27 protein-coding genes and 1 riboswitch are annotated in these 24,767 nt (G+C 70.1%); of the genes, 16 read left to right on the top strand and 11 right to left on the bottom strand.

Annotated features, from left to right (window positions below; translation table 11 throughout):
• Positions 1-24: 24 nt before the first annotated feature.
• From ABZU72_RS19705 to ABZU72_RS19690, 4 genes are read left to right on the top strand one after another with little or no spacing between them, the layout of a single operon-like run.
• Positions 25-1,176, top strand: coding sequence for a Gfo/Idh/MocA family oxidoreductase (locus tag ABZU72_RS19705; RefSeq protein ID WP_355020520.1), 1,152 nt, complete (start codon positions 25-27; stop codon positions 1,174-1,176).
• A complete protein-coding gene (locus tag ABZU72_RS19700) occupies positions 1,173-2,357 on the top strand; it encodes a dihydrodipicolinate synthase family protein (RefSeq protein WP_355020519.1) in 1,185 nt (394 codons plus the stop codon). The genes ABZU72_RS19705 and ABZU72_RS19700 overlap by 4 nt, the downstream gene beginning before the upstream one ends.
• A complete protein-coding gene (locus tag ABZU72_RS19695) occupies positions 2,354-3,205 on the top strand; it encodes a sugar phosphate isomerase/epimerase (RefSeq protein WP_355020518.1) in 852 nt (283 codons plus the stop codon). The genes ABZU72_RS19700 and ABZU72_RS19695 overlap by 4 nt, the downstream gene beginning before the upstream one ends.
• Positions 3,205-4,326 carry a glycerate kinase gene (locus ABZU72_RS19690; protein WP_355020517.1) on the top strand — a complete coding sequence of 374 codons (1,122 nt, stop codon included), beginning with the start codon at positions 3,205-3,207 and terminating at the stop codon, positions 4,324-4,326. The genes ABZU72_RS19695 and ABZU72_RS19690 overlap by 1 nt, the downstream gene beginning before the upstream one ends.
• Positions 4,327-4,405: 79 nt before the next feature.
• On the opposite strand, the gene rhaS is transcribed toward ABZU72_RS19690, so the two are convergent.
• From rhaS to ABZU72_RS19670, 4 genes are read right to left on the bottom strand one after another with little or no spacing between them, the layout of a single operon-like run.
• The gene (gene rhaS / locus ABZU72_RS19685; RefSeq protein WP_355020516.1) at positions 4,406-5,437 is read right to left on the bottom strand and encodes a rhamnose ABC transporter substrate-binding protein; all 1,032 of its coding nucleotides are present in this window, start codon (positions 5,435-5,437) and stop codon (positions 4,406-4,408) included.
• Between the two features lie 5 nt (positions 5,438-5,442).
• A complete protein-coding gene (locus tag ABZU72_RS19680) occupies positions 5,443-6,507 on the bottom strand; it encodes an ABC transporter permease (protein WP_355020515.1) in 1,065 nt (354 codons plus the stop codon).
• Positions 6,504-7,547 carry an ABC transporter permease gene (locus ABZU72_RS19675; protein WP_355020514.1) on the bottom strand — a complete coding sequence of 348 codons (1,044 nt, stop codon included), beginning with the start codon at positions 7,545-7,547 and terminating at the stop codon, positions 6,504-6,506. The genes ABZU72_RS19680 and ABZU72_RS19675 overlap by 4 nt, the downstream gene beginning before the upstream one ends.
• Positions 7,544-9,070 carry a sugar ABC transporter ATP-binding protein gene (locus ABZU72_RS19670; RefSeq protein ID WP_355020513.1) on the bottom strand — a complete coding sequence of 509 codons (1,527 nt, stop codon included), beginning with the start codon at positions 9,068-9,070 and terminating at the stop codon, positions 7,544-7,546. The genes ABZU72_RS19675 and ABZU72_RS19670 overlap by 4 nt, the downstream gene beginning before the upstream one ends.
• A gap of 178 nt (positions 9,071-9,248) precedes the next feature.
• Between ABZU72_RS19670 and ABZU72_RS19665 the strand changes: the two genes are divergently transcribed.
• The 4 genes from ABZU72_RS19665 (at position 9,249) to ABZU72_RS19650 (ending at position 13,034) form a co-directional block, all read left to right on the top strand.
• On the top strand, positions 9,249-9,947 hold the full coding sequence (locus tag ABZU72_RS19665) for an NAD(P)H-dependent oxidoreductase (RefSeq protein ID WP_355020512.1): 699 nt from the start codon (positions 9,249-9,251) through the stop codon (positions 9,945-9,947).
• A 28-nt stretch (positions 9,948-9,975) separates the two neighbouring features.
• Positions 9,976-10,163: riboswitch (cobalamin riboswitch) on the top strand.
• Between the two features lie 53 nt (positions 10,164-10,216).
• Positions 10,217-11,257, top strand: a complete 1,041-nt coding sequence (locus tag ABZU72_RS19660; RefSeq protein ID WP_355020511.1) for an ABC transporter substrate-binding protein — start codon at positions 10,217-10,219, stop codon at positions 11,255-11,257.
• Positions 11,257-12,270, top strand: a complete 1,014-nt coding sequence (locus ABZU72_RS19655) for an iron chelate uptake ABC transporter family permease subunit (RefSeq protein ID WP_355020510.1) — start codon at positions 11,257-11,259, stop codon at positions 12,268-12,270. The genes ABZU72_RS19660 and ABZU72_RS19655 overlap by 1 nt, the downstream gene beginning before the upstream one ends.
• Entirely contained in the window at positions 12,267-13,034 is a 768-nt protein-coding gene (locus tag ABZU72_RS19650; protein ID WP_355020509.1) for an ABC transporter ATP-binding protein, read from the top strand. The genes ABZU72_RS19655 and ABZU72_RS19650 overlap by 4 nt, the downstream gene beginning before the upstream one ends.
• Here ABZU72_RS19650 and ABZU72_RS19645 read toward each other — a convergent pair.
• A complete protein-coding gene (locus ABZU72_RS19645) occupies positions 13,031-13,900 on the bottom strand; it encodes a glycoside hydrolase family 16 protein (RefSeq protein ID WP_355020508.1) in 870 nt (289 codons plus the stop codon). The two genes, ABZU72_RS19650 and ABZU72_RS19645, sit on opposite strands and share 4 nt — an antisense overlap.
• 168 nt (positions 13,901-14,068) lie before the next feature.
• On the opposite strand from ABZU72_RS19645, the gene ABZU72_RS19640 reads away from it, so the two are divergent.
• Positions 14,069-14,284 (top strand): hypothetical protein, encoded by a 216-nt coding sequence (locus ABZU72_RS19640; RefSeq protein WP_355020507.1) that lies wholly within the window; start codon positions 14,069-14,071, stop codon positions 14,282-14,284.
• Positions 14,281-15,789, top strand: a complete 1,509-nt coding sequence (locus tag ABZU72_RS19635; RefSeq protein ID WP_355020506.1) for an amino acid permease — start codon at positions 14,281-14,283, stop codon at positions 15,787-15,789. The genes ABZU72_RS19640 and ABZU72_RS19635 overlap by 4 nt, the downstream gene beginning before the upstream one ends.
• Positions 15,790-15,798: 9 nt before the next feature.
• Here ABZU72_RS19635 and ABZU72_RS19630 read toward each other — a convergent pair whose 3' ends face one another.
• Both ABZU72_RS19630 and ABZU72_RS19625 read right to left on the bottom strand, forming a co-directional pair.
• Entirely contained in the window at positions 15,799-16,959 is a 1,161-nt protein-coding gene (locus ABZU72_RS19630) for a trypsin-like peptidase domain-containing protein (protein ID WP_355020505.1), read from the bottom strand.
• Between the two features lie 177 nt (positions 16,960-17,136).
• Positions 17,137-17,961 carry a class II glutamine amidotransferase gene (locus ABZU72_RS19625; protein WP_355020504.1) on the bottom strand — a complete coding sequence of 275 codons (825 nt, stop codon included), beginning with the start codon at positions 17,959-17,961 and terminating at the stop codon, positions 17,137-17,139.
• Positions 17,962-17,996: 35 nt separating this feature from the next.
• Between ABZU72_RS19625 and ABZU72_RS19620 the strand changes: the two genes are divergently transcribed.
• From ABZU72_RS19620 to ABZU72_RS19600, 5 genes are read left to right on the top strand one after another with little or no spacing between them, the layout of a single operon-like run.
• The gene (locus ABZU72_RS19620; protein WP_355020503.1) at positions 17,997-19,136 is read left to right on the top strand and encodes a glutamate--cysteine ligase; all 1,140 of its coding nucleotides are present in this window, start codon (positions 17,997-17,999) and stop codon (positions 19,134-19,136) included.
• A 34-nt stretch (positions 19,137-19,170) separates the two neighbouring features.
• Positions 19,171-19,821: a class I SAM-dependent methyltransferase gene (locus ABZU72_RS19615; RefSeq protein WP_355020502.1), complete on the top strand. Its 651-nt coding sequence runs from the start codon at positions 19,171-19,173 to the stop codon at positions 19,819-19,821.
• A gap of 17 nt (positions 19,822-19,838) precedes the next feature.
• A complete protein-coding gene (locus tag ABZU72_RS19610) occupies positions 19,839-20,774 on the top strand; it encodes an iron-containing redox enzyme family protein (protein ID WP_355020501.1) in 936 nt (311 codons plus the stop codon).
• On the top strand, positions 20,771-20,989 hold the full coding sequence (locus tag ABZU72_RS19605) for a CDGSH iron-sulfur domain-containing protein (RefSeq protein WP_355020500.1): 219 nt from the start codon (positions 20,771-20,773) through the stop codon (positions 20,987-20,989). Before ABZU72_RS19610 ends, ABZU72_RS19605 begins: the two co-directional genes overlap by 4 nt.
• 12 nt (positions 20,990-21,001) lie before the next feature.
• Positions 21,002-22,021: a DNA topoisomerase IB gene (locus ABZU72_RS19600; RefSeq protein WP_355020499.1), complete on the top strand. Its 1,020-nt coding sequence runs from the start codon at positions 21,002-21,004 to the stop codon at positions 22,019-22,021.
• Positions 22,022-22,025: 4 nt separating this feature from the next.
• Here ABZU72_RS19600 and ABZU72_RS19595 read toward each other — a convergent pair whose 3' ends face one another.
• The 3 genes from ABZU72_RS19595 to ABZU72_RS19585 form a co-directional block, all read right to left on the bottom strand.
• The gene (locus ABZU72_RS19595; protein ID WP_355020498.1) at positions 22,026-22,700 is read right to left on the bottom strand and encodes a DUF6766 family protein; all 675 of its coding nucleotides are present in this window, start codon (positions 22,698-22,700) and stop codon (positions 22,026-22,028) included.
• 94 nt (positions 22,701-22,794) lie between these two features.
• The gene (locus tag ABZU72_RS19590; RefSeq protein WP_355020497.1) at positions 22,795-23,190 is read right to left on the bottom strand and encodes a hypothetical protein; all 396 of its coding nucleotides are present in this window, start codon (positions 23,188-23,190) and stop codon (positions 22,795-22,797) included.
• A 9-nt stretch (positions 23,191-23,199) separates the two neighbouring features.
• Positions 23,200-23,754, bottom strand: a complete 555-nt coding sequence (locus ABZU72_RS19585) for a DNA starvation/stationary phase protection protein (RefSeq protein WP_350664777.1) — start codon at positions 23,752-23,754, stop codon at positions 23,200-23,202.
• Between the two features lie 65 nt (positions 23,755-23,819).
• Between ABZU72_RS19585 and ABZU72_RS19580 the strand changes: the two genes are divergently transcribed.
• Positions 23,820-24,281, top strand: coding sequence for a DUF3817 domain-containing protein (locus ABZU72_RS19580; protein ID WP_355020496.1), 462 nt, complete (start codon positions 23,820-23,822; stop codon positions 24,279-24,281).
• A 25-nt stretch (positions 24,282-24,306) separates the two neighbouring features.
• Here ABZU72_RS19580 and ABZU72_RS19575 read toward each other — a convergent pair whose 3' ends face one another.
• Positions 24,307-24,741 carry a helix-turn-helix domain-containing protein gene (locus tag ABZU72_RS19575; protein WP_355020495.1) on the bottom strand — a complete coding sequence of 145 codons (435 nt, stop codon included), beginning with the start codon at positions 24,739-24,741 and terminating at the stop codon, positions 24,307-24,309.
• Positions 24,742-24,767 lie beyond the last annotated feature (26 nt).

The following is a 24,767-nucleotide window of genomic DNA, read 5'->3' as shown; positions in this document are numbered from 1 at the left end:
TTCCAGCAGACGAGGAACCCTCACATGGCCACACGACGGCTCGGCATCATCATGAACGGCGTCACCGGACGCATGGGCTACCGCCAGCACCTGGTGCGCAGCATCCTGGCGATCCAGGAGCAGGGCGGTGTCGAGCTCTCCGACGGCACCCGGATCCTGCCCGACCCGATCCTGGTAGGACGCAATGCCGAGAAGCTCCAGGACATCGCCAAGGAGCATCGCCTGGACCGTTGGACCACCGACCTCGACGAGGCCCTCGCCAACGCCGAGGACACGGTCTACTTCGACGCCCAGCTGACCAACGTCCGCGAGGTCGCCATCACCAAGGCGGTCGCGGCCGGCAAGCACGTCTACACCGAGAAGCCGATCGCCGACGACGTCGAGGGCTCGCTGCGCCTGGCGCGCCTGGCGGCCGACGCGGGCGTGAAGAGCGGCGTCGTCCACGACAAGCTCTACCTACCGGGTCTCCTCAAGCTGAAGCGGCTCGTCGACTCCGGCTTCTTCGGCCGCATCCTCAGCGTGCGCGGCGAGTTCGGCTACTGGGTCTTCGAGGGCGACCTGCAGCCCGCCCAGCGGCCGAGCTGGAACTACCGCAAGGAGGACGGCGGCGGCATCACCACCGACATGTTCCCCCACTGGAACTACGTCCTGGAGAACCTCTTCGGCAAGGTCGAGGCCGTCACCGCCAAGGTCGTCACCCACATCCCCGAGCGCTGGGACGAGAAGGGCAACGCCTACGCCGCGACCGCCGACGACTCCGCCTACGGCATCTTCGAGCTCGAGGGCGGAATCGTCGCGCAGATCAACTCCTCATGGGCCACCCGGGTCAACCGCGGCGAGCTGGTCGAGTTCCACGTCGACGGCACGCACGGCTCCGCCGTCGCCGGCCTGCACCACTGCGTCGCCCAGGACCGCAACCTGACCCCGAAGCCGGTCTGGAACCCCGACCTGGTCGAGAGCATCCGGTTCCGCGAGCAGTGGTCCGAGGTGCCCGACAACCAGCCCTTCGACAACGGCTTCAAGGCTCAGTGGGAGCAGTTCATCCGCTACGTCGAGGGCGACGGCGACCACCCCTACGACTTCATGGCGGGTGTCCGGGGCGTCAGGCTCGCCGAGGCCGGGCTCGAGTCTTCGACCGAGGGCCGCCGGATCGAGCTCGGAGAGATCCAGCTGTGACCTCAGTACGCCTCCCGCTGCCCGATGGCGGCACCGAGCTCCACACGCTCGCGGCCCCCACGGAGTGGACGAAGCCGAGTGCGCCGTTCACCTCCCGCACCGCGTACGCCGCCGCCCACGTCGTCCCCCGCGTGCTCGCCGAGAACGTGCCCGGCGCCCCCGCCGACATCGACTGGGACCGCACCCTGGCCTATCGGCACGAGCTGTGGTCCTACGGTCTCGGCGTCGCCGAGGCGATGGACACCGCCCAGCGCGGCATGGGCGTCGACTGGACCGCCGCGGCCGAGCTGATCCGCCGCTCCGCCGCCGAGGCGGCCACCGTGGGCGGGTCGATCGCCTGCGGCGCCGGCACCGACCAGCTCGCCCTCGACGCCGTCCCCGAGGGCAGGGCCGGCGTGGCCACCGTCATCGACGCCTATCGCGAGCAGATGAAGGTCGTCGCCGACACCGGCGCGACCACGATCGTGATGGCCTCGCGCGCGCTCGCCCGGGTCGCCCGCAGCGCCGAGGACTATGCCGAGGTCTACGCGACCATCCTCGACGAGGCCGAGAGCCCGGTGATCCTGCACTGGCTGGGCGACATGTTCGACCCGGCGCTGGCGGGCTACTGGGGCTCCTCCTCGGTCGAGGAGGCGACCGAGACCTTCCTCGACGTCATCCGGGCCCGTCCCGGCAAGGTTGACGGGGTCAAGGTCTCGCTCCTCGACGCAGAGCACGAGGTCGGGCTGCGCCGGGCGCTGCCCGGCGGCGTACGGCTCTACACGGGGGACGACTTCAACTACCCCGAGCTGATCGTCGGTGAGGGGACCGCCGAGGGCGAGTTCTCGCACGCGCTGCTCGGCATCTTCGCGGCGATCTACCCGGCGGCCTCGGCCGCACTGCAGGCGCTCGACGACGGTGATCCCGAGACGGCCAAGCAGCTGCTGGAGAGCACCCAGGCGCTCGGCCGCAAGATCTTCGAGGCGCCGACCTACTACTACAAGACCGGGATCGCGTTCCTCTCCTGGCTCAACGGCCACCAGCCCGGCTTCTCCATGGCCGGCGGCCTGCACGCCGGTCGCTCGGTGCTCCATCTGGCCGAGGTGTTCCGGCTGGCCGACGCGGCCGGCCTGCTGACCAGCCCCGACCTCGCGGCCGCACGCATGCGCGCCTTCCTCACCGTGCAAGGAGTCGACCAGTGACCGACAGCAGCACCGGGCTGGAACGCCTCTCGCTCAACACCAAGACCACCAACTCCTGGACCCTCGCCGAGGCCGTCGACGGAGCCGCTCGCGCCGGCATCCCCGCCCTGGGGCTGTGGCGCGACCGCGTGCACGAGGCCGGGCTGGAGAAGGCCGCCAAGCTCGTACGCGACGCCGGGCTGCGCGTCTCCTCGCTCTGCCGCGGCGGCTTCCTGACGGCATCCGACGAGGCGGGGATCGCCGGCGCGCTCGAGGACAACAAGCGGGCGGTCGACGAGGCCGCGACGCTCGGCACCGACTCGCTGGTGATGGTCGTCGGCGGACTCCCCGAGGGAGATGTGGACCTGGCCGGCGCCCGCGAGCGGGTCGCCGACCGGCTCGGTGAACTGGCCCCGTACGCCGGTGACCACGGCGTGAAGCTCGTCCTGGAGCCGCTGCACCCGATGTACGTCGCCGACCGCGCGGTCATCTCGACCCTCGGCCAGGCGCTCGATCTGGCCGCGCCGCACCCGGTCGACGCGGTCGCGGTCGTCGTGGACACCTTCCACGTCTTCTGGGACCCGGACATCGCGGCCCAGATCGAGCGGGCCGGCGTGGAGGGCCGGATCGCGTCGTACCAGGTCTGCGACTTCAACCTGCCGATCCCCGCCGACGCGCTGCTGGCGCGCGGGATGATGGGCGACGGTGTCATCGACTTCGCGTCGATCACGCGGATGGTCGCCGCGACCGGCTACACCGGCGACGTCGAGGTCGAGATCTTCAACGAGGCGGTCTGGGCCAGCGACCCCGACGACGTGCTCGCCACCATGACGCAGCGCTACCGCGACCTCGTCCTCCCCCACCTGTGATGCCGGCTCGTCGAGTCGTCGTCGCCTGCGACAAGTTCAAGGGCTCCCTGACCGCACGCGAGGTCGACGAGGCGGTGGCCGCCGGGATCCTCGCGGCGAACCCCGAGGCAGAGGTACGCATCGTGCCGATCGCCGACGGCGGCGACGGCACCGTGGCAGCGCTGGCCGGCGCCGGCTTCGACCTGGTGCCGGTCGAGGTCTCCGGCCCGACCCTCGAGCCGGTGGCGGCGCACTACGCCGTACGCGGCGACCTGGCGGTCGTCGAGCTCGCCGACACCTGCGGGCTGCTGCGGCTGCCCGGTGGTCGGCTCGCCCCGCTGACCGCGTCCTCCCGCGGTCTCGGTGAGGCCGTGCTCGCCGCCGTCGACGGTGGTGCTCGCACGGTCGTCATCGGCCTCGGCGGTAGCGCCAGCAACGACGGCGGCGCAGGAATGCTCCGCGCCCTCGGCGCACGCCTCCTCGACGCTTTTGGCGCAGAGATCGCCGAGGGCGGTGGCTCCCTCGGAAGCCTCGCGGAGATCGATCTCTCCGGCCTCGACACGCGTCTCCAGGAAACCGAGATCGTGGTCGCCTGCGACGTCGACAACCCGCTGCTCGGCCCCCGCGGCGCCGTTGCCACCTTCTCCGCGCAGAAGGGCGCCGGGCCTGCGGACCAGGAGCTGCTCGAGGCAGCCCTGGCGACGTACGCAGCCACGGTCGCTGCGGCCACCGGACGCGATCTCGCCGAGATCGTCGACGCACCCGGCGCGGGCGCGGCCGGCGGCGTCGGGTTCGCCGCCCTCGCGGTGCTCGGCGGGCGGGTCGAGCGCGGCGTCGAGCTGCTGCTGGGCCTCGTGGGCTTCGCCGAGGCGCTCGCCGGCGCGGACCTGGTCGTCACCGGCGAGGGCTCCTTCGACCATCAGACCCTGTCCGGGAAGGCGCCGATGGGCGTGCTCCAGGCTGCCCGCGAGGCGCACATCGGCGCCGTTGTCGTCTGCGGCCGCACCACCCTCTCCCCCATCGAGGCGGAGCAGGCGGGGGCCGCCCAGGTGCGCGCGCTCACCGACCTCGAGCCCGACCCCGAGCGCTGCATGACGAACGCCGCCGAGCTGCTCTCACAGCTCGGCGGCGAACTCGGGTAACACGTCGTTCGTAGGACTTTCCGGTCGTTCCAATAGGGCGAGTAGTCCTACGAACAGCGTGTTACACGGGGCGGGAGGCTCAGAAGTCGAAGTCGTCGATGTTCGACTCGTCGAAGACTGTGGGCTCACCCAACACGACTACGCCGTCGGCGCCTACCGTGTACTCACCCAGGTCACCGGCCTCGAAGGTGTCGCCTTCCTTGCCCTCGATGTCACCGGCGGCGAGCGCGTCGGCGGTGTACGCGGCGAGGTAGCCGAGCTGCTCGGGGTCCCACAGCGCGAAGGCCTTGACGGTGCCGTCCTTGACGTACTCGCGCATCTGGTTCGGGGTGCCGAGACCGGTCAGCGCGACCTTGCCCTTGTACTCCGAGTCGGACAGATAGCGCGCGGCCGCGGCGATGCCGACCGTGGTCGGGCTGATGATGCCCTTGAGGTTCGGGTGGGACTGCAGCAGGCCGGCGGTCTTGTCGAACGACTTCTGGTCGTCGTCGTCACCGTAGACGGTCTGGACGAGCTTGATGTTCGGGTGGTTCGCGGCCAGCTCCTCCTCCATCAGCTTGATCCACTCGTTCTGGTTGGTGGCGTTGGCAGCCGCGGAGAGGATCGCGATCTCACCCTCGTCGCCGATCTGCTCGGCGATCAGATCGACCTGGCTCTTGGCGATGCCGGCGGCGTCGGCCTGGCTGACGAAGACGTCGCGGAACTGCGGCTCGGTGTCGGAGTCCATCGTGACGACCTTGGTGCCGGCGTTGCGGGCCTCGTCGAGGGCGTCGCCGATGGCGGTCGGGTCGTTGGCCGAGATGACGAGCGCCCCTGCGCGCTGCTGGGTCGCGGTGTTGATGAAGCTGACCTGGGAGTCGGGGGTCGACTCGGTCGGGCCCACCTGCTTCCAGGTGGTGCCGATCTCGTCGGCGGCCTTCTTGCCACCCGTGTCGGAGGCGTCGAAGTAGGGGTTGCCGAGGTTCTTCGGGATGAAGGTGATGCTGCTGGTGTCGCCGCCACCCTCTCCATCGCTGCCGCTGTCGCTCCCGCCGCCGCAGGCGGACAGGGCGAGGCCGAGGGCCGCAACGATGGCGACGGCACTGCCTGCGCGTCGGAACTTGCTGGTCATGTCTCTCACTCCGATTTCTTTGAGGATGGTTCGTCCGAGCTGTGTTGCCGGCGATAGGTGCCGACGATGCGACCGGTCCAACCGAGAACGCTGGCCGCGATGACCGCTGCGATGAGAAGTACGCCGGTGATGATCTGGATGATGTTGGCGCTGAGTCCGTCCAGGCGCAGCGCGCTGCCGATCGTCCCGATCAGGACGACGCCGGCGATGACCCCGGGGATGGCCCCGCGGCCGCCGAAGATCGAGACCCCGCCGAGCAGCACCGCGGCCACGACCTGGAGCTCCAGGCCGGTGGCGTTGTCGCCACGGGCGCTGCCATAGCGCAGCGTGAAGTAGATGCCCGCCAGCCCCGAGACCAGACCGCTGAGGGTGAACAGGATCAGCTTCGTACGGTCCACGTTGACGCCGGAGAAGCGGGCCGCGTCCTTGCTGAGGCCGGCCGCGAAGATGCCGCGCCCGAAGGGCGTGAAGTGCAGGATCACGGCGAAGATCAGGATCAGGACGACCAGCGGGATCGTCATCAGCGGGATCTGGGAGCCGCCGATCCGGGCTTGTACGGCGTCACCCCAGGCGTCGGGCCAGTCGGTGATCGCGGTGGTGCCGAGGGCGCCGACCGCGATGCCGCGGAAGAGCGCCATGGTGCCGATCGTGACGGCCAGCGACGGCAGTCCGAAGCGGGTGACGAGCACCCCGTTGAGGGCCCCCGCGACCGCACAGGCGAGCAGGGCGATCACCATCGCGGCGACCATCGGGAGGCCCTCACGGTGCAGCACCCCGAACAGCACGCTGGAGAGCCCGACGACGCTCGCAACCGACAGGTCGATCTCGCCCGTGATGATGATCAGCGTCATCGGCAGCGCGATCAGCAGGATCGGCGCGATGTCGAGGACCAGGAAGTAGACCGTGATCGGGTCGGAGAAGTTGAGGATCGCGATCGAGGCGTACAGCCACACGACCACGAGCAGGGCGATGATCGCCGAGTCCCTGGTCATCAGGGTGCGCTGCCACCACGGCTTGGCGTGGGCGGCGTACGTCCTCGTCGGTGCCTTCTCGGACAGCAGGCTGGTCATGAATCTTCCCTCTCTGCGAGGAGCTTGTCGTGCTGACGGCGGGCGAAGTAGCGGTCCAGGACGATCGCGCCGATGATCAGCGCACCGACGACGGCCTGCTGCCAGAAGTCGGGGATGCCCAGGACCGGGAGCGCCCGGTTGATGGTGGTGAGGAGGTACGCCCCCAGGGCCGCCCCGAGGACGGTGCCGCTGCCGCCGAAGATGGCCACGCCACCCACGACCGCGGCGCCGACAGCCTCGAGCTCGATGCCCTGGCCGACACCGGAGCTGATGGTGCCGTAGCGGGAGACGTACAGGATCCCCGCGAGGCCGGCGAGCGCACCCGAGGTGGCGAACGCCTGCAGGACCCGGCGCTTGTCACGCAGCCCGTAGAGCGTGGCGGCGTCGGGGTCGGAGCCGATCGCGTAGAACTCGCGGCCGACGCGGGTGGAGCGCATCAGGTAGATGGCGACGGCCAGCAGCGCGAACGAGATCCAGGCGAGGTTGGGGATGAACAGGAACGATCCGGTGCCGAAGTCGAGCAGCCCGGGCGGGATGTCGGAGGCGTTGATCCGGTCGCTGCCGGCCCACTCGAGCATGATCCCGCGGTAGACGTAGAGCGTGCCGAGGGTGATGACCAGCGCCGGCACCTTGGCGAAGGCGACCAGGGCCCCGTTGATCAGGCCGAGCACGGCGCCCGCGGCGACGGCGATCAGGACGACCAGGATCACGGGGAGCCCGGTGTCGAGGAAGAGCCGCCCGGCCAGGTAGGCCGTGAGCCCGAGGGTCGAGCCGACGCTGAGGTCGACGTTGCGGGTGACGATCACCATCGCCTGGCCGATCGCCAGGCACACGAGGATCGCGGGGGTCAGGGTGAGGTCGCGCCAACCGTCCGTGCTGAACAGGAAGTTGGGGTTCACCGCCGTGGTCACCACGAGCAGCGCGATGAAGGCGACGGCGATGCCAGTCTCACGCTGCTTCAGGAGCCAGGTCAGCCGGCTGGCTGCTCGGTGGCGTGGCTGCGGCGCGGCCGGGGCGGGCGCGTCGAGCGTGGTGGTCATGATGCCTCGCTGACGTTCAGGGTGGTGGAGTGGTGGGCCGTCGCCGCGCGCATGACGGCCTCGGGGGTCGCCTCCGCACGGCTCAGCTCGGCCGTCTGGTGACCCTCGCTGAGGACGATCACGCGGTCGGCCATACCGAGCACCTCGGGGAGCTCGGAGGAGATCATCAGGATCCCGAGACCCTCCTGGGCGAGGGTCGAGAGCAGGCGGTGAACCTCGGACTTGGTGCCGACGTCGATGCCTCGGGTGGGCTCGTCGATGATCAGCACCTTGGGCCGGGTCGAGAGCCACTTGGCCAGGACGACCTTCTGCTGGTTGCCGCCCGAAAGCGTGCCGGCCAAGGTGTCGAGCGTCCCGGCCTTGACCTCGAGCCGGGCGGCCCAGTCGGCGGCCGAGCGGTTCTCGATGCCGGTGCTGATCAGCCCGGTGCGGGCGAGCCGGCCGCTCGTGGGCAGGGTGATGTTGCGTGAGATCGGTGCGTCCAGGACGAGACCGTGCTGGCGGCGGTCCTCGGGGACGAACGCCAGCCCCATCTCGATCGCTCGTCTCGGGTCACCCGGCGGGACCGGCCGGCCCTCGAGGGTGACCTCGCCGCTCTCGTAGGGGTCGACGCCGAAGATCGCCTGCGCGACCTCGCTGCGCCCGGCTCCGACGAGGCCGGCCAGGCCGACGATCTCGCCCTCGCGGACGGTGAGGCTGATGTCCTGGAACAGGCCGGTGCGGGTGAGGCCCTTGACCTCGAGCAGGGGCTTGCCGACGGTGGCCTCGAGCTTCGGGTAGAGGTCGGAGACCTCCCGCCCGACGAGCCGCTGGACGATCTCGTCCTCGGTGACCGCCGAGATGGGGTCGGTGGAGATGTAGGCGCCGTCGCGCATCACCGTGATCGTGTCGCAGAGGGCGAACACCTCATCGAAGCGGTGCGAGATGAAGACGACGGCGCAGCCCTGGTCGCGTAGCGTGCGCGCCACGCTCATCAGCCGCTCGACCTCGTTGCCCGACAGGGCGGCGGTCGGCTCGTCCATGATCAGGACCTTGGCGTCGAGCGAGAGCGCCTTGGCGATCTCGATCAGCTGCTGGTCGGCGATCGAAAGACCCTCGGTCGGACGGTCGGGCTCGATCGGGACACCCAGCCGGGCGAAGAGCTCGACGACCTCGGTGCGCATCGCGGCGCGGTCGATCTTGCCCCAGCGGTTGGTCGGCTGGCGTCCCATGAAGATGTTCTCGGTGACCGAGAGGTCGGGGAAGAGGGTCGGCTCCTGGTAGATGACCGCGACCCCGGCCTGCTTGGCGTCGGCGGTGTTGCGGAAGTCGACCTGTTCCCCGGAGAGCAGGTAGTCGCCGGCGTCGCGGCGATAGAGCCCGGCGACGATCTTGACCAGGGTCGACTTCCCGGCACCGTTCTCCCCCACGAGCGCGTGGATGGATCCGGCCTCGACCCGGAGGCTTCCGGACCGGAGGGCGCGTACGGGGCCGAACGACTTGGCCACGTCCCGCAGCTCCAGTGCGGCGGGTGTGTCCGGCATGGGCAGCTCCTCGAATTGAAAGGTTTCAAGCCTGGTTTACGCTAGTGATGGCAATCACATACGTCAACACTCTGAGGCCGCTAATTTGAGCGAGATCCGGACTTTGTCATCAGACCGCGTCGGCGCCCGCCCGCATCCGGGCGGGAATCCCGCCGCGTCAGACGGCGTTCAGAGACCCATGCACGCACTCTGGGTATGGGCACATCCGCACGCGTCATCACTCAACGGACGGTTGCGCGAGGTCGGCGCGAACACGCTCGGCGCCGCCGGCTGGAGCGTCGACGAGATCGACCTCTATCGAGAAGGTTTCAATCCACTTCTGGTGGAGCGGGGCGAGGCCGACGTACGCCGCCACCAGGACCGGCTGCGGGAGGCCGATCTGCTGGTCGTGCAGTTCCCGCTGTGGTGGTATTCGGTGCCGGCCATCCTCAAGGGCTGGATCGACCGGGTCTTCGAGTCGGGGTTCGCCTTCGACGTACCGGATCCGGAGACCGGCAAGCCGCTCAAGTACGGCAAGGGTGGTCTGGTCGGCAAGCGCGCGCTGACGATCGTCACCGCCGGTGACCGGGCCGCGACGCTGGGCCCGCGCGGGATCAGCGGCGACATCGAGGACGTCCTGTGGCCCCTTCTGCACGGCACGTTCTGGTACACCGGGATGGACCCGCTGCGCCCGCACCTGATCACCGACACCGACACCATCGACGCCCAGGTCATGGCGCGGATCGAGGCCGACCTGAGCGTACGTCTCGAGGGCGTGATGACGGAGCCGCGGATCGACTACCGGCCGATGGCCGAGGAGCACTACGACCACACGATCAGACTCCACGACTCGGTCGCGCCCGGGGAGGACGGGCTGAGCGCCCATCGCGAGGGCTGAGGTCGTCCCCCACGGGGGCGGGGCCCCCTGCTACGGTCTTGGAGCCAGCCGCTTGGGACGTAGTCCCGGCACGGGAACCCGGTGAGAGTCCGGGACTGACGCGCAGCGGTGTGGGTGACGGACGGGACACTGTGCCACTGGGCCCTCGGGCCTGGGAAGGCGTCTCGCGCCGGTCGATCCCGAGTCCGAAGACCTGCTGGCCCTGCAGCAGACCGCTGCCGGTCAGGACGGGCGACGCGCACCAGCCCGCGACCAGCTCGAGGACCGACGTGCACCTCTCCCGCACCATCCGAACGTTCACCGCGAGCACCGTCCTGGTGCTCTGCTCCGCACTGGCCGGCTGCGCCGCCGACCAGCCCTCCGGCGCACAGCAGGCGGCCGCCGACACCACCGGCTTCCCGCTCACCCTGACCAACTGCGGGCGCGAGATCACCCTCGAGGCACCGCCCGAGCGCGTCGTCTCGCTCAACCAGGGCTCCACGGAGATCCTGCTCTCGCTCGGACTGGCCGACCGGATGGCCGGAACTGCGACCTGGACCGACCCGGTGCTCGACTCGCTGGCCGCGGACAACAAGGACGTGCCCCGGATGGCCGAGAACGCGCCCTCCTACGAGCGCGTCCTGGAGGCCGAGCCGGACTTCGTCACGGCCTCATTCATCAGCACGCTGGGCGAGGGCGGGGTGACCACGCCCGAGGACCTGGAGAAGCTCGGCGTCGGCTCCTACCTCTCCCCCGCCGAGTGTCTCAAGGACAACGAGGGCGATGACGACGGCACCCGCCACGACGCCCTCGAGATCGACACGATCTTCCAGGAGATCACCGACCTGGCGCGGATCTTCGGCGTCCCCGAGCGGGGCGAGGAGCTCGTCGCCGACCTGTCGAAGCGGCTGGAGACCGCCCGGACCGAGGCGCCAAAGGGCGAGGTGAGCGCGATGTACTGGTTCGCCAACTCCGAGTCGCCCTATCTGGCCGGCTGCTGCGGCGGCCCGGGGATCATCGGCCGCACCCTCGGCATCGAGAACGTCTTCGACGACACCACCGACGAGTGGCCGCAGATCAACTGGGAGACCGTCGCCGAGCGCAACCCCGATGTCATCGTCCTCGGCGACCTGACCCGCAAGAGCCAGACCGCCGAGACCGCACGCGCCAAGATCGACTACCTGAAGAGCAACCCGGTCACCGCCCGGATGGACGCAGTCCGGAACGATCGCTTCGTGACGCTCTCCGGAGCCGAGCTCAACCCCTCGATCCGCACCGTCTACGCGGTCGAGAACGTCGCGGACCAGCTGGCCGACCTCGACCTCCGCTGATGCCCGTACGCCTCCCCCGCGCCGGCGTCCTGCTGGTGGCGCCGCTGGTGGTGCTGGCCTCGGTCGCAGGCGCCATCACCGTTGGGCCCTCCGACCTGAGCGTCGCCGACGTCTACGGCGTCGTCGCCGACAGGGCCGGGCTCGGGCTCTCCGACCTCACTCTGCTCCAACAGAGCATCGTGTGGGACCTGCGGCTGCCGCGTACGTTGCTGGCCGGGATCTGCGGAGCCGGACTGGCGATCTGCGGAGTGATCCTGCAGTCGCTGCTGCGCAACCCGCTCGCCGACCCGTTCGTGCTCGGGATCTCCTCTGGAGCCTCCACCGGGGCGGTCGCGGTCGTCGTGCTCGGCGTCGGCTCGGGCGCGATCGGTCTCTCCACCGGGGCGTTCGCGGGCGCGCTCGTCTCGTTCGCGCTCGTGCTGCTGCTGGCCTCGCTCGCCGGCGGCACCACCGACCGGCTCGTGCTGGCCGGCATCGCCGCCACCCAGCTCTTCTCGGCACTCACCTCGTTCATCGTGTTCACCGCGGCCGACGCCGAGCAGACGCGCGGAGTGCTCTTCTGGCTGCTCGGGTCGCTCTCCTCGGCGAGCTGGACCGACGTACTCGTCTGCGGGGTGATCGTGCTCGGCGGGCTGCTCTGCTGCGTCGCGGGCGCCGGGTGGCTGGACGCGTTCGCGTTCGGCAACGACGCGGCGGCTTCGCTCGGCGTCGACGTCACGCGCATCCGGGCCGTGCTCCTCGTGCTCACGGCGCTGATGACGGCCGTCATCGTCTCCACGTCCGGAGCGATCGGCTTCGTCGGTCTGGTCCTGCCCCACTTCGCCCGCGCGCTGGTCGGCGCCGGGCACCGGCTGCTGCTCCCGGCCACCGCGCTGCTCGGCGCGATCTTCCTGATCTGGGTCGACACCGCGGCCCGGACGGTGATCGACCCCGAGGAGCTTCCGGTCGGGGTGGCGACCGCGCTGGTCGGGGTGCCGGCCTTCGCGCTGGTGCTGCTGAGGGCGCGACGATGACCGCGCTCGAGGCCGGCCGGGTCCGATGGGCTCCCCGTGGCCGGCTCGTCGTCGACGAGGTGTCCCTGCAGGTCGAGGACGGCACCACCGTCGGACTGCTCGGTCCCAACGGTTCCGGGAAGTCCTCGCTGATCCGGATCCTGGCCGGGCTGAAGCCACCGGACTCCGGGGACGTCCTGCTCGACGGCAGCCCGCTCGCCGGCATGTCCCGGCGTCGGCTGGCACGCCGGCTCGCGGTCGTCGAGCAGGAGCCGGCGACCAGCCAGGACCTCCGCGTACGCGACGTTGTCGGGCTCGGCCGGGTCCCCCACCGCCCGGCCTGGGCTCCCGACAGCGCCCACGACCGTGCCGTCATCGAGGAGGCCGCCGCCCACGCCGGCATCGCCGACCGCCTCGACCAGCGCTTCTCGACCCTCTCGGGCGGCGAGCGGCAACGTACGCAGATCGCTCGGGCGCTCGCCCAGGAGCCCGAGATCCTGCTCCTGGACGAGCCGACGAACCACCTCGACGTACGTCACCAGCTGGCCCTGCTCTCACTGGTCCGCCGGATGCCCACGACCTGCCTCGTCGCCCTGCACGACCTCAACCTCGCCGCCGCCTACTGCGACCAGGTCTTCGTGCTCTCCGAGGGCCGCGTCGTGGCCGGCGGACCGCCCGCGCAGGTGCTCACCGAGACCCTCATCGCCGACGTCTACGGCGTGCGAGCCCGGGTGCATCACGACGACGGCGTCGTCATCCGCTTCCTCGGGCCCGTCACGTCCTAGAGCTGCGAGTCGTAGACGCGTACGTAGTCCACGACCATGCTCTGCGGGAACTGGGTCGTGCCGTCGGGGTTGCCGGGCCAGTTGCCGCCGACCGCGACGTTGAGGATGAAGAAGAACGGCTGGTCGAAGACCCAGGGGTTGGCGCCGGTGTTGGCCGTGGTGAAGGTCTGATAGGCCACCCCGTCGACCGACCAGGTGATCGAGCCGGGCCGCCAGTCGATCGCGAAGGTGTGGAAGGTGTCGGCGAAGGACCAGCCCTGCGGGTGCATGTACTGACCGGTGATGCCGTTGCCGCCGGAGTATCCCGGGCCATGCAGGGTGCCGTGGACCAGGTGGGGCTCGTAGCCGACGTTCTCCATGATGTCGATCTCACCGGCGTTCGGCCACGGCGTGTTCGGGAACTGGCCGCCCAGCATCCAGAAGGCCGGCCAGATCCCCTGGCCGCGCGGGATCTGGATCCGCGCCTCCAGGCGGCCGAACTTCGGCTGCACCTTGCCCTTGGTGGTGAGCCGGGCCGAGGTGTAGCCGCTCCCGCTCCGGCGGGCGGTGATCACCAGGTTGCCGTTGCCGTCGAGGGCGGAGTTCTCGCGAGAGTCGGTGTAGGTCTGGAGCTCGTTGTTGCCCCAGCCCCCGCCTCCGGTCTCGAAGTTCCAGTTGGCGCCGTTGGGGGCGCTCCCGGCGGGCCCGTCGAACTCGTCGGACCAGGTCAGGGCGGCCGCCTCGACGTCTCCGGTGCGGCTTGCTGCGCTGCCCGCGTCGGGGCTGGGCACGGCGGCCGGCGCGGCCAGCGGGGCAACCAGGACGAGGGCCAGAGCGGCGGTCGCCGTGAGTGTGGTGCGGATGGTGCGGATCCTCGAGCTACGCATCGAACGCTCCTTCATGGGGGTTAACTGTAAGGCGACCTTACTGTTATTTGCCGTCCTGCGGAACGGAAACGCCGGGCGACGTCCGGTCACCGCGAGAACCCGCTCGATGCGCTCTAATTGGTCCCCGGAGCGGGGCCATCGGGGGCCCCTGCAGGTGAGGTGATCGCAATGGCACGGGATCCATACAGGCCACGGACGCCGATCATCGGCATGACGATGGTGTTCCTCGCGTTGGCGATCGTCGGGGTGACGGCGTACCTGCATCTCGGCTGGTGGTCGCTGATCGGCTACGCCGTGGCGGCGGTCGTCGCCGTGGTCGGCGGGTGGCTCCTGTTCAAGGACGCGCCCGAGCCACCGCACTCCGGACCGGGAGCGAGCCGATGACAGACACCGAAGGCCAGACCAGCGGCCAGGCCAGCAATCAGGTCAGCGGCCTGACCGACGAGGACGAGGGCTACCACAAGAGCCTCAGCCCGCGGCAGCTGCAGATGATCGCGATCGGCGGCGCGATCGGCACCGGACTGTTCCTGGGAGCGGGCGGCCGCCTCCACGAAGCCGGACCGGGCCTGTTCCTCGTCTACGCCTTCTGCGGCGTGTTCGTCTTCCTCATCCTGCGCGCGCTCGGCGAGCTCGTGCTGCACCGACCCTCGTCGGGATCGTTCGTCTCCTACGCCCGGGAGTTCCTGGGTGAGCCGGCCGCTTTCGCCGCCGGCTGGATGTACTTCCTGAACTGGGCGATGACCTCCATCGTCGACGTCACGGCGATCGCGACGTACATGCACTTCTGGGGCACCTTCGAGGTCGTCCCGCAATGGGTGATCGCGCTCGTCGCGCTCGCGGTCGTGCTCTCGATGAACCTGATCTCGGTCAAGCTCTTCGGCGAGCTGGAGTTCTGGGCGGCGCTCATCAAGGTGGTCGCGCTGCTGGGCTTCCTCGTGCTCGGGACGATCGTGCTCGCCGGAGGCGAGGAGCTCAACGGCCAGGAGACCGGGATCGGCATGGTCATCGACAACGGCGGGCTGTTCCCGGTCGGCGTGCTCCCGCTCGTCATCGTCATCTCCGGGGTCGTCTTCGCGTACGCAGCGGTCGAGCTCGTCGGCACCGCCGCCGGTGAGACCGCCGAGCCGGCCAAGATCATGCCCCGGGCGATCAACTCCGTGATCGCCCGGATCGCGGTGTTCTACGTGGGCTCGCTGGTGCTGCTCGCGCTGCTGCTGCCATACACGACCTACCGGGCGGACGAGAGCCCGTTCGTGACGTTCTTCGACCAGCTCGGGATCGCGAACTCCGGCACCATCATGAACCTCGTGGTGCTGACCGCGGCGCTCTCCTCACTCAACGCCGGCCTCTACTCGACCGGGCGCATCCTGCGCTCCATGGCGATGAGCGGGAGCGCGCCGAGCTTCACCGCGCGGATGTCGAGGAACGGGGTGCCGTTCGGCGGGATCCTGCTCACCGGCTGCATCACGCTCCTCGGCGTCGGCCTCAACGCGATCGTGCCGGGCCAGGCGTTCGAGATCGTGCTGAACATGTCGGCGCTCGGCATCATCGCCTCCTGGGCGACCATCGTGATCTGCCAGATCCAGCTGTACCGGCGCTGGAAGAAGGGCCTGATGTACCGGCCCGACTTCCGGCTGTGGGGATCACCGTGGACCGGCTACGCCACCCTCGTGTTCCTTGCGACCGTGCTGGTCCTGATGGGCTTCGACTACCCGATCGGCACCTGGACGGTCGCGACCCTGGTCATCATCATCCCGGCGCTGATGATCGGCTGGCGGCTCGTCCGAGACCGCGTCCAGCAGATCGCCCTCGAACGCGAGGGCTACACCGGCGCGATCCCGATCAGGGCGGAGCGTCCGCGCGCCGACGAGGACGGACCGAGCAGCTGATCCTCGTGGTCAGGCGACCGGGCCCTCGCCGAGCGTCACAGTCGCGGTGTGGGCCTCGCCGGCGGCGTCGGTCCAGCTGACCGAGATCTCGTCGCCGGGCTCGTGGTCGCCGAGCACCGAGGTGATGTCGTCGATGCTGGCCACGGCTGTCCCGTCGACGGAGGTGATCGTGCTGCCCTCGGTGATCCCGGCCGCCTCGGCGGCGCCGTCCTCGACGACACCGACGACCAGCGTCGACCTGGTCGTGTCGACCTGCACCCCGAGCGCGGCGGCCGAGCCACCGATCTCGACGTCGCCCGACTCCTCCCCGGCGAGGATCTGGGCGGCGATGTCGAGCACGGTGTCGATCGGGATGGCGTAGCCGGAGATCTCGGCCGAGCCCGAGGTCGCGGCGACGTTCATCCCGATGACCTCGCCGTCCTCGTCGAGCAGCGCGCCGCCGGAGTCGCCGGAGACGACGTCGGCGTCGGTCTGGATCAGGTCGCTGAGCTCGGCGGCGGTGCCGTCCTCGTTGTTGACGGTGATCGCGGTGCTCGGGTCGGTGACCGTACCGTCGGCGGCCGAGAGCGAGCCCTGGCCCTCGGCGTTTCCGACTGCGGTGACTTCCTCGCCCTGGGTCGCGGCATCCCGGTCGGTCGCGACCGTCGAGAGCCCCGAGGCGTCCTCGAGCTGCAGCACCGCGACGTCGTGGACGTCGTCGTAGCCGAGGACCGTCGCGGCGTACGTCTCCCCCGTGCTCGGGTCTGCCACGGTGATCGAGGTCGCGCCCTCGACGACGTGGTGGTTGGTCACCACGATCCCGTCTCCGGTGATCGTGAGCCCCGTGCCCGCGCCCTGCCCGGTGCCGTAGCCGACCGTGGTGTTGATCAGCACGACGCCGGCCGACTCGGCCTCGGTCGCGGGCTCGGAGTCGACGGTCGCGGTCGAGGTGCCGAGGCTCTGCCGGTAGGGGTCCACGATCCCTCCGCCATAGACCCCGCCATGGGCCCCGCCGTAGCTCTCGACGGAACCGCCGTAGCCGTAGCCGTATCCGGGCCCGGACTCGGCTGCGTACGTCTTGGTGGCGCCGACGGCGGCCACCGCGAGGGCCGGGGTGGCGATCGGGATCGCGACGAGCGGGATCGCCAGGACGGCGAGGAGAGAGTGACGAATACGGCGGGAGCGGGACATCGGGTCCTCCTTGAGGCGGTTGATGCCTCAAGATTCCGCCCGCCCGCTGTGGGCTTCCTGTGAGGAAGGCACGGACTGGCTGGGAAATTCAGCGCGGCTCGGAATGAAGCGATGCCCGATGGGGTACCTCTGGGCATGCCCGAACGCACCCCACAGCAGGTCGGCGGTACCCCGTCATCAGTCGCGGGCCCGCAGCGCGTCGGCGCCGAGCTGAGCGATCGGGTCCAGCCTGGTGACCTCGCGGGTGGCCAGGTCGACCATCACCGCGGTGTCGGCGGGTACCGGGGTCCAGCCCGGCTGCCCCAGACCGCTGGAGACGATCTCGAGGCCGTGGTCGGTCCGGCGGTAGTCCATCGCGAAGTACTCCGTGGTGTGCCGCGGCGGGATGTCGCCCTCGTCGTCGAAGAGCTCGCGCAGCGCGCGCAGGGGCGAGTCGGCACGCGAGTTGATGTGGATCGCGAACATGTGCGTCCGGGTGAGCATCAGCGCGTTCAGGCTGCATCGCGGGAACTTCTGGACCAGCGTGGCCAGAGCTCGCGTGACGCCCTCGGCCTCGTCGCCGAACTTCTCGACGTTCTGGTGCACGAAGTGGAAGTAGCGCTCGCTGTCGGTGTCACCGCGCAGCCGCGCACGCGACTCCTGGGTAAGCAGCGCCTCGAGATCTGCGATCGGCGAGATGTGGCCGTTGTGCGCGAACGCGGCGCCGTCGGTCAGGAACGGGTGGGTGTTCTCCGGACGTACGTCGAGCCCACCTGTCGCCCAGCGAAGGTGCACGAACCCGGCGTGGGAGAGCGGGGCCTCGACGAGCCGGCGATAGGCCTCGTCGATGTGCGCGGAACGCGGCGAGCTCGTCGTGCAGGTGCCCTCGGGCGTGTGCCAGGACATCCCCCAGCCATCGGAGTGCACGGACGTGAGCGAGGTGAACGCGGCCAGCCCCTCCTCTCCGAGAAGGTCGGCTACGGCACACGGGGACTCGGTCACATATCCGAACAGGCGACACATCGTCGAGTTGCTCCTTCCAGAGGCAGGCGTGAGCAGTGAAGAGCCACCATTCGAGCAGTACCCATCACCAGGTCAGGACAGTCGGCGTCGAGGAGGAGCTGCTCCTCGTCGACGCCGAGACCGGCGCGCCGCGATCGGTGGCCAGCGACGTGCTGCGGGTGGCGCGTCGGCACGGCGACACCGAGGTCGAGGCCGGCGAGGCCGGTGGCTCGGTGGGCCCGGAGCTGCAGGAGCAGCAGGTCGAGACCGACACGCCGGCAGAGGAGTACCTCGGGATCCTCGAGCAGGACCTGAGGAGGTGGCGCGACAAGGCGCGTGCGGCCGCGACCGAGGCGGGCGCGCTGATCCTGGCCAGCGGCACGACCCCGCTGCCGGTGCGTCCCCAGACCTTCGACAGCGAGCGCTATGCGGCGATCAGCGAGCAGTTCGGGCTGACCGCCACCGAGCAGCTCACCTGCGGCTGCCACGTGCACGTCTCCGTCGACTCCGACGACGAGGCCGTCGGGGCGCTCGACCGGATTCGCACCTGGCTGCCGGTGCTGCTCGCGGTGAGCGCCAACTCGCCCTTCTGGCAGGGCGGCGATTCGGGCTACGCGAGCTACCGGTCCCAGGCGATGACCAGGTGGCCGACGAACGGTCCGACCGAGGTCTTCGGCAGTGCCCAGGCGTACGCCGACCACGTGCGCATGCTCGTCGACACCGGGGTGCCGCTCGATGAGGGCATGGCGTACTTCGACGCCCGGCCGTCCCGCAGCTACCCAACACTCGAGATCCGGGTCGCCGACGTCTGCCTCGACCCCCGCGACGCCGTGCTCGTCGCCGCGCTGGCGCGGGGGCTGGTCGAGACCGGCGCCCGGGAGTGGGCCGAGGGCCGGCCGCCCGACCCTGTGTCGGTGGCCGTGCTCCGGCTCGCCATGTGGCAGGCGGGACGGCACGGGATCACCGGCGATCTGCTCGACCCGCGGACCCATCGACCGAGGCCGGCTCGTGAGGTGGTGGAACGCCTGCTCGAACACATCGGCCCGGCGTTGCGTGACACCGGAGACCTGGTGCGCGTCGAGAAGAGCATCGGCCGGATCTTCACCGGCGGCACCGGCTCCACGACCCAACGCCGGATCCACGACGAGGAGGGTCGTCTGGACCGAGCAGTGGTCCGGCTGGCCGAGCTCACCTGAGTTTTCCACCCCTGAACAGGAGGCACCTGCTGTCATGATCCGCTTCGGTCATCTCGACATCGACTTCGACGACCGCGTGCTCACGCCGCGTACCTGGACCGTCCGTCAGTCCGAGTGGGCGGCCAAGCTGGCCGCGGAGCTGCCGGACGGGCCGATGCTCGAGCTGTGCTCCGGCGCCGGCCAGATCGGCCTGCTCGCCGCCGCGCTGACCGGCCGCCGCCTGGTCTGCGTCGACGCCGATCCGGTCGCCTGTGCGTTCACCCGGGCCAACGCCGAGCGCGCCGAGCTGGCGCACCTGGTCGAGGTTCGCGAGGGCAGCATGGAGCATGCCCTGGGCCCGGACGAGCGCTACTGGCTGGTGATCGCGGACCCGCCGTGGGTGCCCACGGCCCAGGTCGAGCGGTATCCCGAGGACCCGCGGACGGCCATCGACGGCGGCGACGACGGGATGCTGGTTGCCGAGATGTGCCTGGCGACGACCGCCCGGCACCTCTCCCCCGGCGGCGCGGCCGTTCTCCAGCTCGGCACGACCGGTCAGGCCGATCGCCTGCTCGAGATGGTCGAGGGCAGCGACCTGACGATCGAAGAGGTCCGGGACTCGCCGGGCGAAGGAGTGCTCGTGCACATCGCCCGGGCACCGCGACCGAGCATGTCCGAACCGGCTGCCGGGTACCGCGCGGTCTGAGGGAGAGGTGGGCCTAGATGCTGCCGAAGTCGCGTGGCACCCTGAGTGCCGCTGTGTTCACCGCGCTGCAGAGCGGCGCCACCGCTGATCTGGAGCCGACTCCGGAGTCGGCCGAGGACGCCCAGATCGCTCTGTGGGCGCTCTACGAGCTCCACTACCGGGGCTTCGACGAGGTCGATCCCGACCTCGAGTGGGACGCGGACCTGCTGCGTCTGCGTCGCGGTCTGGAGAGGTCGTTCGAGGCCGAGCTGCGGTGGCGCTGGGAGCACAGCGGCTTCCAGGAGGAACGCGAATTGGACCTCCTCGGTCTGGTAGCCCGGCACGACGGACCGTCGCTGGCACGGTTCGTGCAGCGCCGGGCCGACCGGGAGCAGGTGCTCGAGATCCTCAAGCACCGCTCGCTCTACCACCTCAAGGAGGCCGACCCGACCAGCTGGGTCATCCCCCGGCTCGACACCCGACCCAAGGCCGCACTGATGGAGGTCCTGTTCGACGAGTACGGCGACGGCGACCCGAATCGGCTGCATCACCACCTGTTCCGCCGCGGTATCGAAGCGGCCGGGCTGCGTACCGACCACGCCTGCTACGTCGACGAGGCGCCGGCCGAGATCCTCGAGATGAACAACGCGCTGTCCTTGTTCGGGCTCCATCGCCGGCTCCGCGGAGCGGCTCTCGGCCACTTCGCCGCGTTCGAGTCGACCAGCTCGGTGCCGTCGCGCCAGCTCGCCCAGGGGCTGCGTCGCCTGGACTTCCCCGAGGAGATGGCGGCCTACTACGACGAGCACGTCGAGGCCGACTCCGTCCACGAGCAGGTGGCTGTACGCGACGTGTGCGGCGCGTTCGTGGAGGAGAACCCGAGCGAGCGCGACCAGGTGCTCCTCGGCGCCTTCACCTGCCTCGACCTGGAGGCTCGCTACGCCCGGACGATGCTCACCCAGTGGGGTGCCTCATGACTGACTTCGAGCACGCCTCGATCGTGCTGTGCCCGGGCGGGCCGATGCTGCTGCGCGGGAAGCACGAGATCCAGGACCCGGACGGGAAGATCCACCACACGGTTCGCCCGGTCAGCGCGGTGTGCATGTGCGGCGGATCCGCGATCAAGCCCTGGTGCGACGGTACGCATCGGCTGCTGGCCGCGCGGCGCGACGGCGACGACACCAGCGGGTGAGAGGAGCCCCTGGTGGTTCGACTTCGTCGGGTCTCGGCGGAGGAGCCGGGGTGGACCCGCCGCCGTGCGGGCCGCGGCTTCGTGTACCTCGACGACTTCGGTGACCGGTTGCCGGACGACGCGGCCGAGCGGATCCGCGCCCTGGCCATCCCTCCCGCCTGGGAGGACGTCTGGATCTGCCCCCGTGAGAACGGGCATCTCCAGGCCGTCGGGACAGATGAGGCCGGCCGCCGCCAGTACCTCTACCATCCCGCCTGGCGGGCTAAACGCGACCAGCAGAAGTTCGAGCGGGTGCTGGAGCTCGGGGCGGTCCTGCCCCACGTACGCGAGCGGACGGAGCGCGATCTCACCACCACCGGGATGAGCGCTGCCCGGGCATCAGCACTCGCGGTGCGCCTGCTCGATCTGGGGTGCTTCCGGATCGGCAGTGACGCCTACGCCGACGAGAACGGTGGCTTCGGCCTGACGACGCTGGAGCGACGCCACGTGCGCAAGCGGGGCGAGGCCTACGTCTTCGACTTCACCGGGAAGTCCGGCGTCCACCACTCCATCAGCATCGACGACCCGCTCTCGGTGGAGGCGATCGCGCAGCTGCGTCGCCGCCGCGCCGGCTTCGAGGAGCTTCTCGCCTACCGGCAGGGCCGGCGGTGGCAACGGCTGACTCCGGCCATGGTCAACGACTACATGCGCGAGCTGAGCGGCCTCGAGGTGTCGGCGAAGGACTTCCGGACCTGGCACGCGACCGTGCTCGCGGCGCTCGCGCTGGCCGAGGACCCGCACGCCGCGGGGCGCTCGACCCCGACCGCCAGTTCCCGCCACAAGCAGCAGGTCGCCGCGATCAAGGAGGTCGCGGAGTACCTCGGGAACACGCCGGCGATCGCCCGGAGCTCCTACGTCGACCCGCGGGTGCTCGAGCTGCACGAGCAGGGCCGCACGATCCGCGTACGCAACGGCGTGAGCAAGGACCCGCAGGCGCGCCAAGCCGCGTCCGAGCGCGCGGTCCTGCGCCTGCTGGCGCAGGACGACGGCTGAGGCATCAGCCCTCGATCCCGGTGGCCTCGTGGGACGCCCCCACCGGCTTGCTCTCCGGGGATCCGCGTTGTCTGAGGTAGATCGAGAGGACGGCCATGGAGCCGACCGCCAGGAACTCCGACTGCCAGTTCTGCAGGGTGCGCGCCCAGAAGTCCGAGTTCGTCAGATAGGAGACCCACGGGATCGGGTCGCGGAGCTGTCGCAGCCGGGTCTCGTTGTACGTCGCCCACCCCGCCACCGACTGGACCAGCCAGGACATCAGGAAGATGGAGCCCATGACGATGCCGAGGGAGCGGGAGTAGAACAACGTCCGCAGACCGCCGGCCCGGGCCAGCTTGGGCGAGTCGGGACGGGCGTACGCTCCGACCTTCTGCGCCTCGTCCGACTCCTGACCGGCGTCCTTGAGTGGCTTGGACTCCGGGGAGCCCCGTTGCACCAACCAGACGGTCAACATGACGTAGAGCAGGAACTGGAGATACTCGCTCTGCCAGTTCTCCGTCACGTCCACGGCGAAGCTCGCCGAGGTGAGATAGCCGCCCAGCGTGATCTGGTCGAGACCGTCGGCGAACAGCTCGTCGTTGAGCTGGTGCCAGCCGGCGAACGCCTGGCCGACGAGGCTGGCCAGGAAGAGCGCCCCGAAAGCGAGGCTCAGTGAGTTCTCCCTGAGGAAGCGGCGCATCGGGGCTCCTCACCCGTGCCTCAGTGCGAGGACGAACGTGTAGAGCAGTCCGATGCCGATGACCGCCAGGTAGGCGAGGTACATGACCCGCATCTCAGCCTCCGTGCAGGGCGCAGTCGTAGGGCTTGGGGGGCTGCGGCGTACAACCGGCCGCGTGCAACCGCCAGCCGTCGGCGAACCGGGTCAGGAACACGGTCTCGCCCTGGTAGCGCACCTCGGCCATCGTCCCGAAGACGTCCACGCCGTCGGGAGCGCCCGGAGCGCGGAGGTCCTCCTCGGCCAGCGCGCCGTCGCAGGGCAACTTGGCGGCGGACTCCAGCTCGGATCGAGTCTCCGGAGCCAGCAGCGCGCATGCCGCGCCCCAGTCCTTGGCGGCGACCGCGTCTTGGAAGGCGGCGGCGCTGTCACGCACCGCCTCGTCCTGTCCCGAGCCGCATCCGGTGAGGACCATCGGGAGCAGCAGCGCCGACGCCGTGAACCACCACCGCATGCGGACCCCTCAGTCGTGGGCGGCTCGTGCCGCTCCCGCCTCCGTGGCCTCACCGCTGGTCTGCAGCTGCCCGCCCTGGTCCTCCAGGTGGGCGCGGACGAACCAGTGGAAGAGCTCGAGCTGCTCGACCTGGCCGATCAGGATGTCCTGGGTCACCAGGTCGATGTCGTCGAGGGTCTTGATCGCCTCTCGGTAGGAGCCGATCACGCCCTGATAGGTGACGTCGAGCGCGGCGAGGTGCTCCTGGGTGGTGGCCCGGCCGATGCTGTAGTCGTTCCACTCCCGCTCCTCGACCAGTGCGCCCGGGGTGCCTCGCGGGGCACCGCCCAGGGTCGCGATGCGCTCGGCGAGGGCATCGGCCATCGCGCGTACGGCGTCGACCTGCGGGTCGATCATCTGGTGGACCGCGATGAAGTGCGGTCCGACCACGTTCCAGTGCACGTGCTTGAGGGTGAGCTGGAGGTCGTTCGTGGCATGGAGGCGCGACTGGAGCAGGCCGATGGTCGTCCGCGCAGCATCCTCGTCGAGGCCCGGGATCGTGTAGTGCAGCTTGTCGGTCGTCATGCTGAGACCGGTACCCATAGCCGCCCGATTCATACAAGTACACGGGTGCGAATAAACTTCTCCGCGTGTCCGCACTCCTGAGCTCGCCGTCCCGTGTCTACCGGATCGTCGCCACCGCCGAGGCGGTGACCTGGGCCGGGCTGCTCAGCGGCATGTTCCTGAAGTACGTCACCGAGACGACCGAGCTGGGAGTCAGCATCTTCGGGATGCTGCACGGGATCGTGTTCATCACCTACTGCGTGACCACCGTCGCGATCGCGGTCGACCAGCGCTGGTCCTTCGGCCGCCTCGCCGCCGGTCTCGCCTCCTCGATCCCGCCGTTCCTCACCCTCTGGTTCGAGCGCTACGCCGAGCGCCGCGGCCTGCTCGCCCCGACGTGGCGACTGATCGACGAGTCCCCCACCCGCCCGCTCGAGCGTCCGCTGTCCTGGCTCCTCCGCAACCCGGTGCGCGGCCTGGCCGCCGGTCTCGCGAGCGTCGCCGCGCTGACCGTGGTCGCCCTCATCGCCGGGCCGCCGGTCGGCTGAGCCCCGGCCGCACCGCGCGGCCCGATCACGTCGTGGCGTCTGCGATCTGGACCTCGCCGCGGCGTACGACCTCCCCGCAGGCCTTGCAGGCCAGCACGGGGTGGAACTCCGCGCCACAGGAGTGCTCGAACCTGGCCGGCGGGCCGTCCTCGCCTGCCAGATGACGGTCGCCGAACTCGCGCATCGTCTCGATGATCGGCGCGAGCGATCGCCCGAGATCGGTCAGGTGGTATTCGAACCTCGGCGGGCGCTGCTCGTACTGGACCCGAGTCACCAGCCCGTGGGCCTCGAGCCTGCGTAGACGGTCGGTGAGGATGTCGCGTGGGCCGCCCGTGAACCGGGCGATCTCCTCGAACCGGCGGCTCCCGAGAAACAGCTCGCGAACGACGAGCAGGGTCCATTTGGAGCCGACGAGCTCGAGCGTCCGCGCCACCGAGCACTCACGTACCTGCGTCATCATGGTTCGATCCTAATCGAGTTGGAAAA

This window comes from Nocardioides sp. NPDC004968 (assembly GCF_040608935.1).
In the GTDB taxonomy this organism is placed as follows: Bacteria; Actinomycetota; Actinomycetes; order Propionibacteriales; family Nocardioidaceae; genus Nocardioides.
Note: the sequence above shows the minus strand (reverse complement) of the source record. Positions and strands in the feature narration are given on the sequence as shown.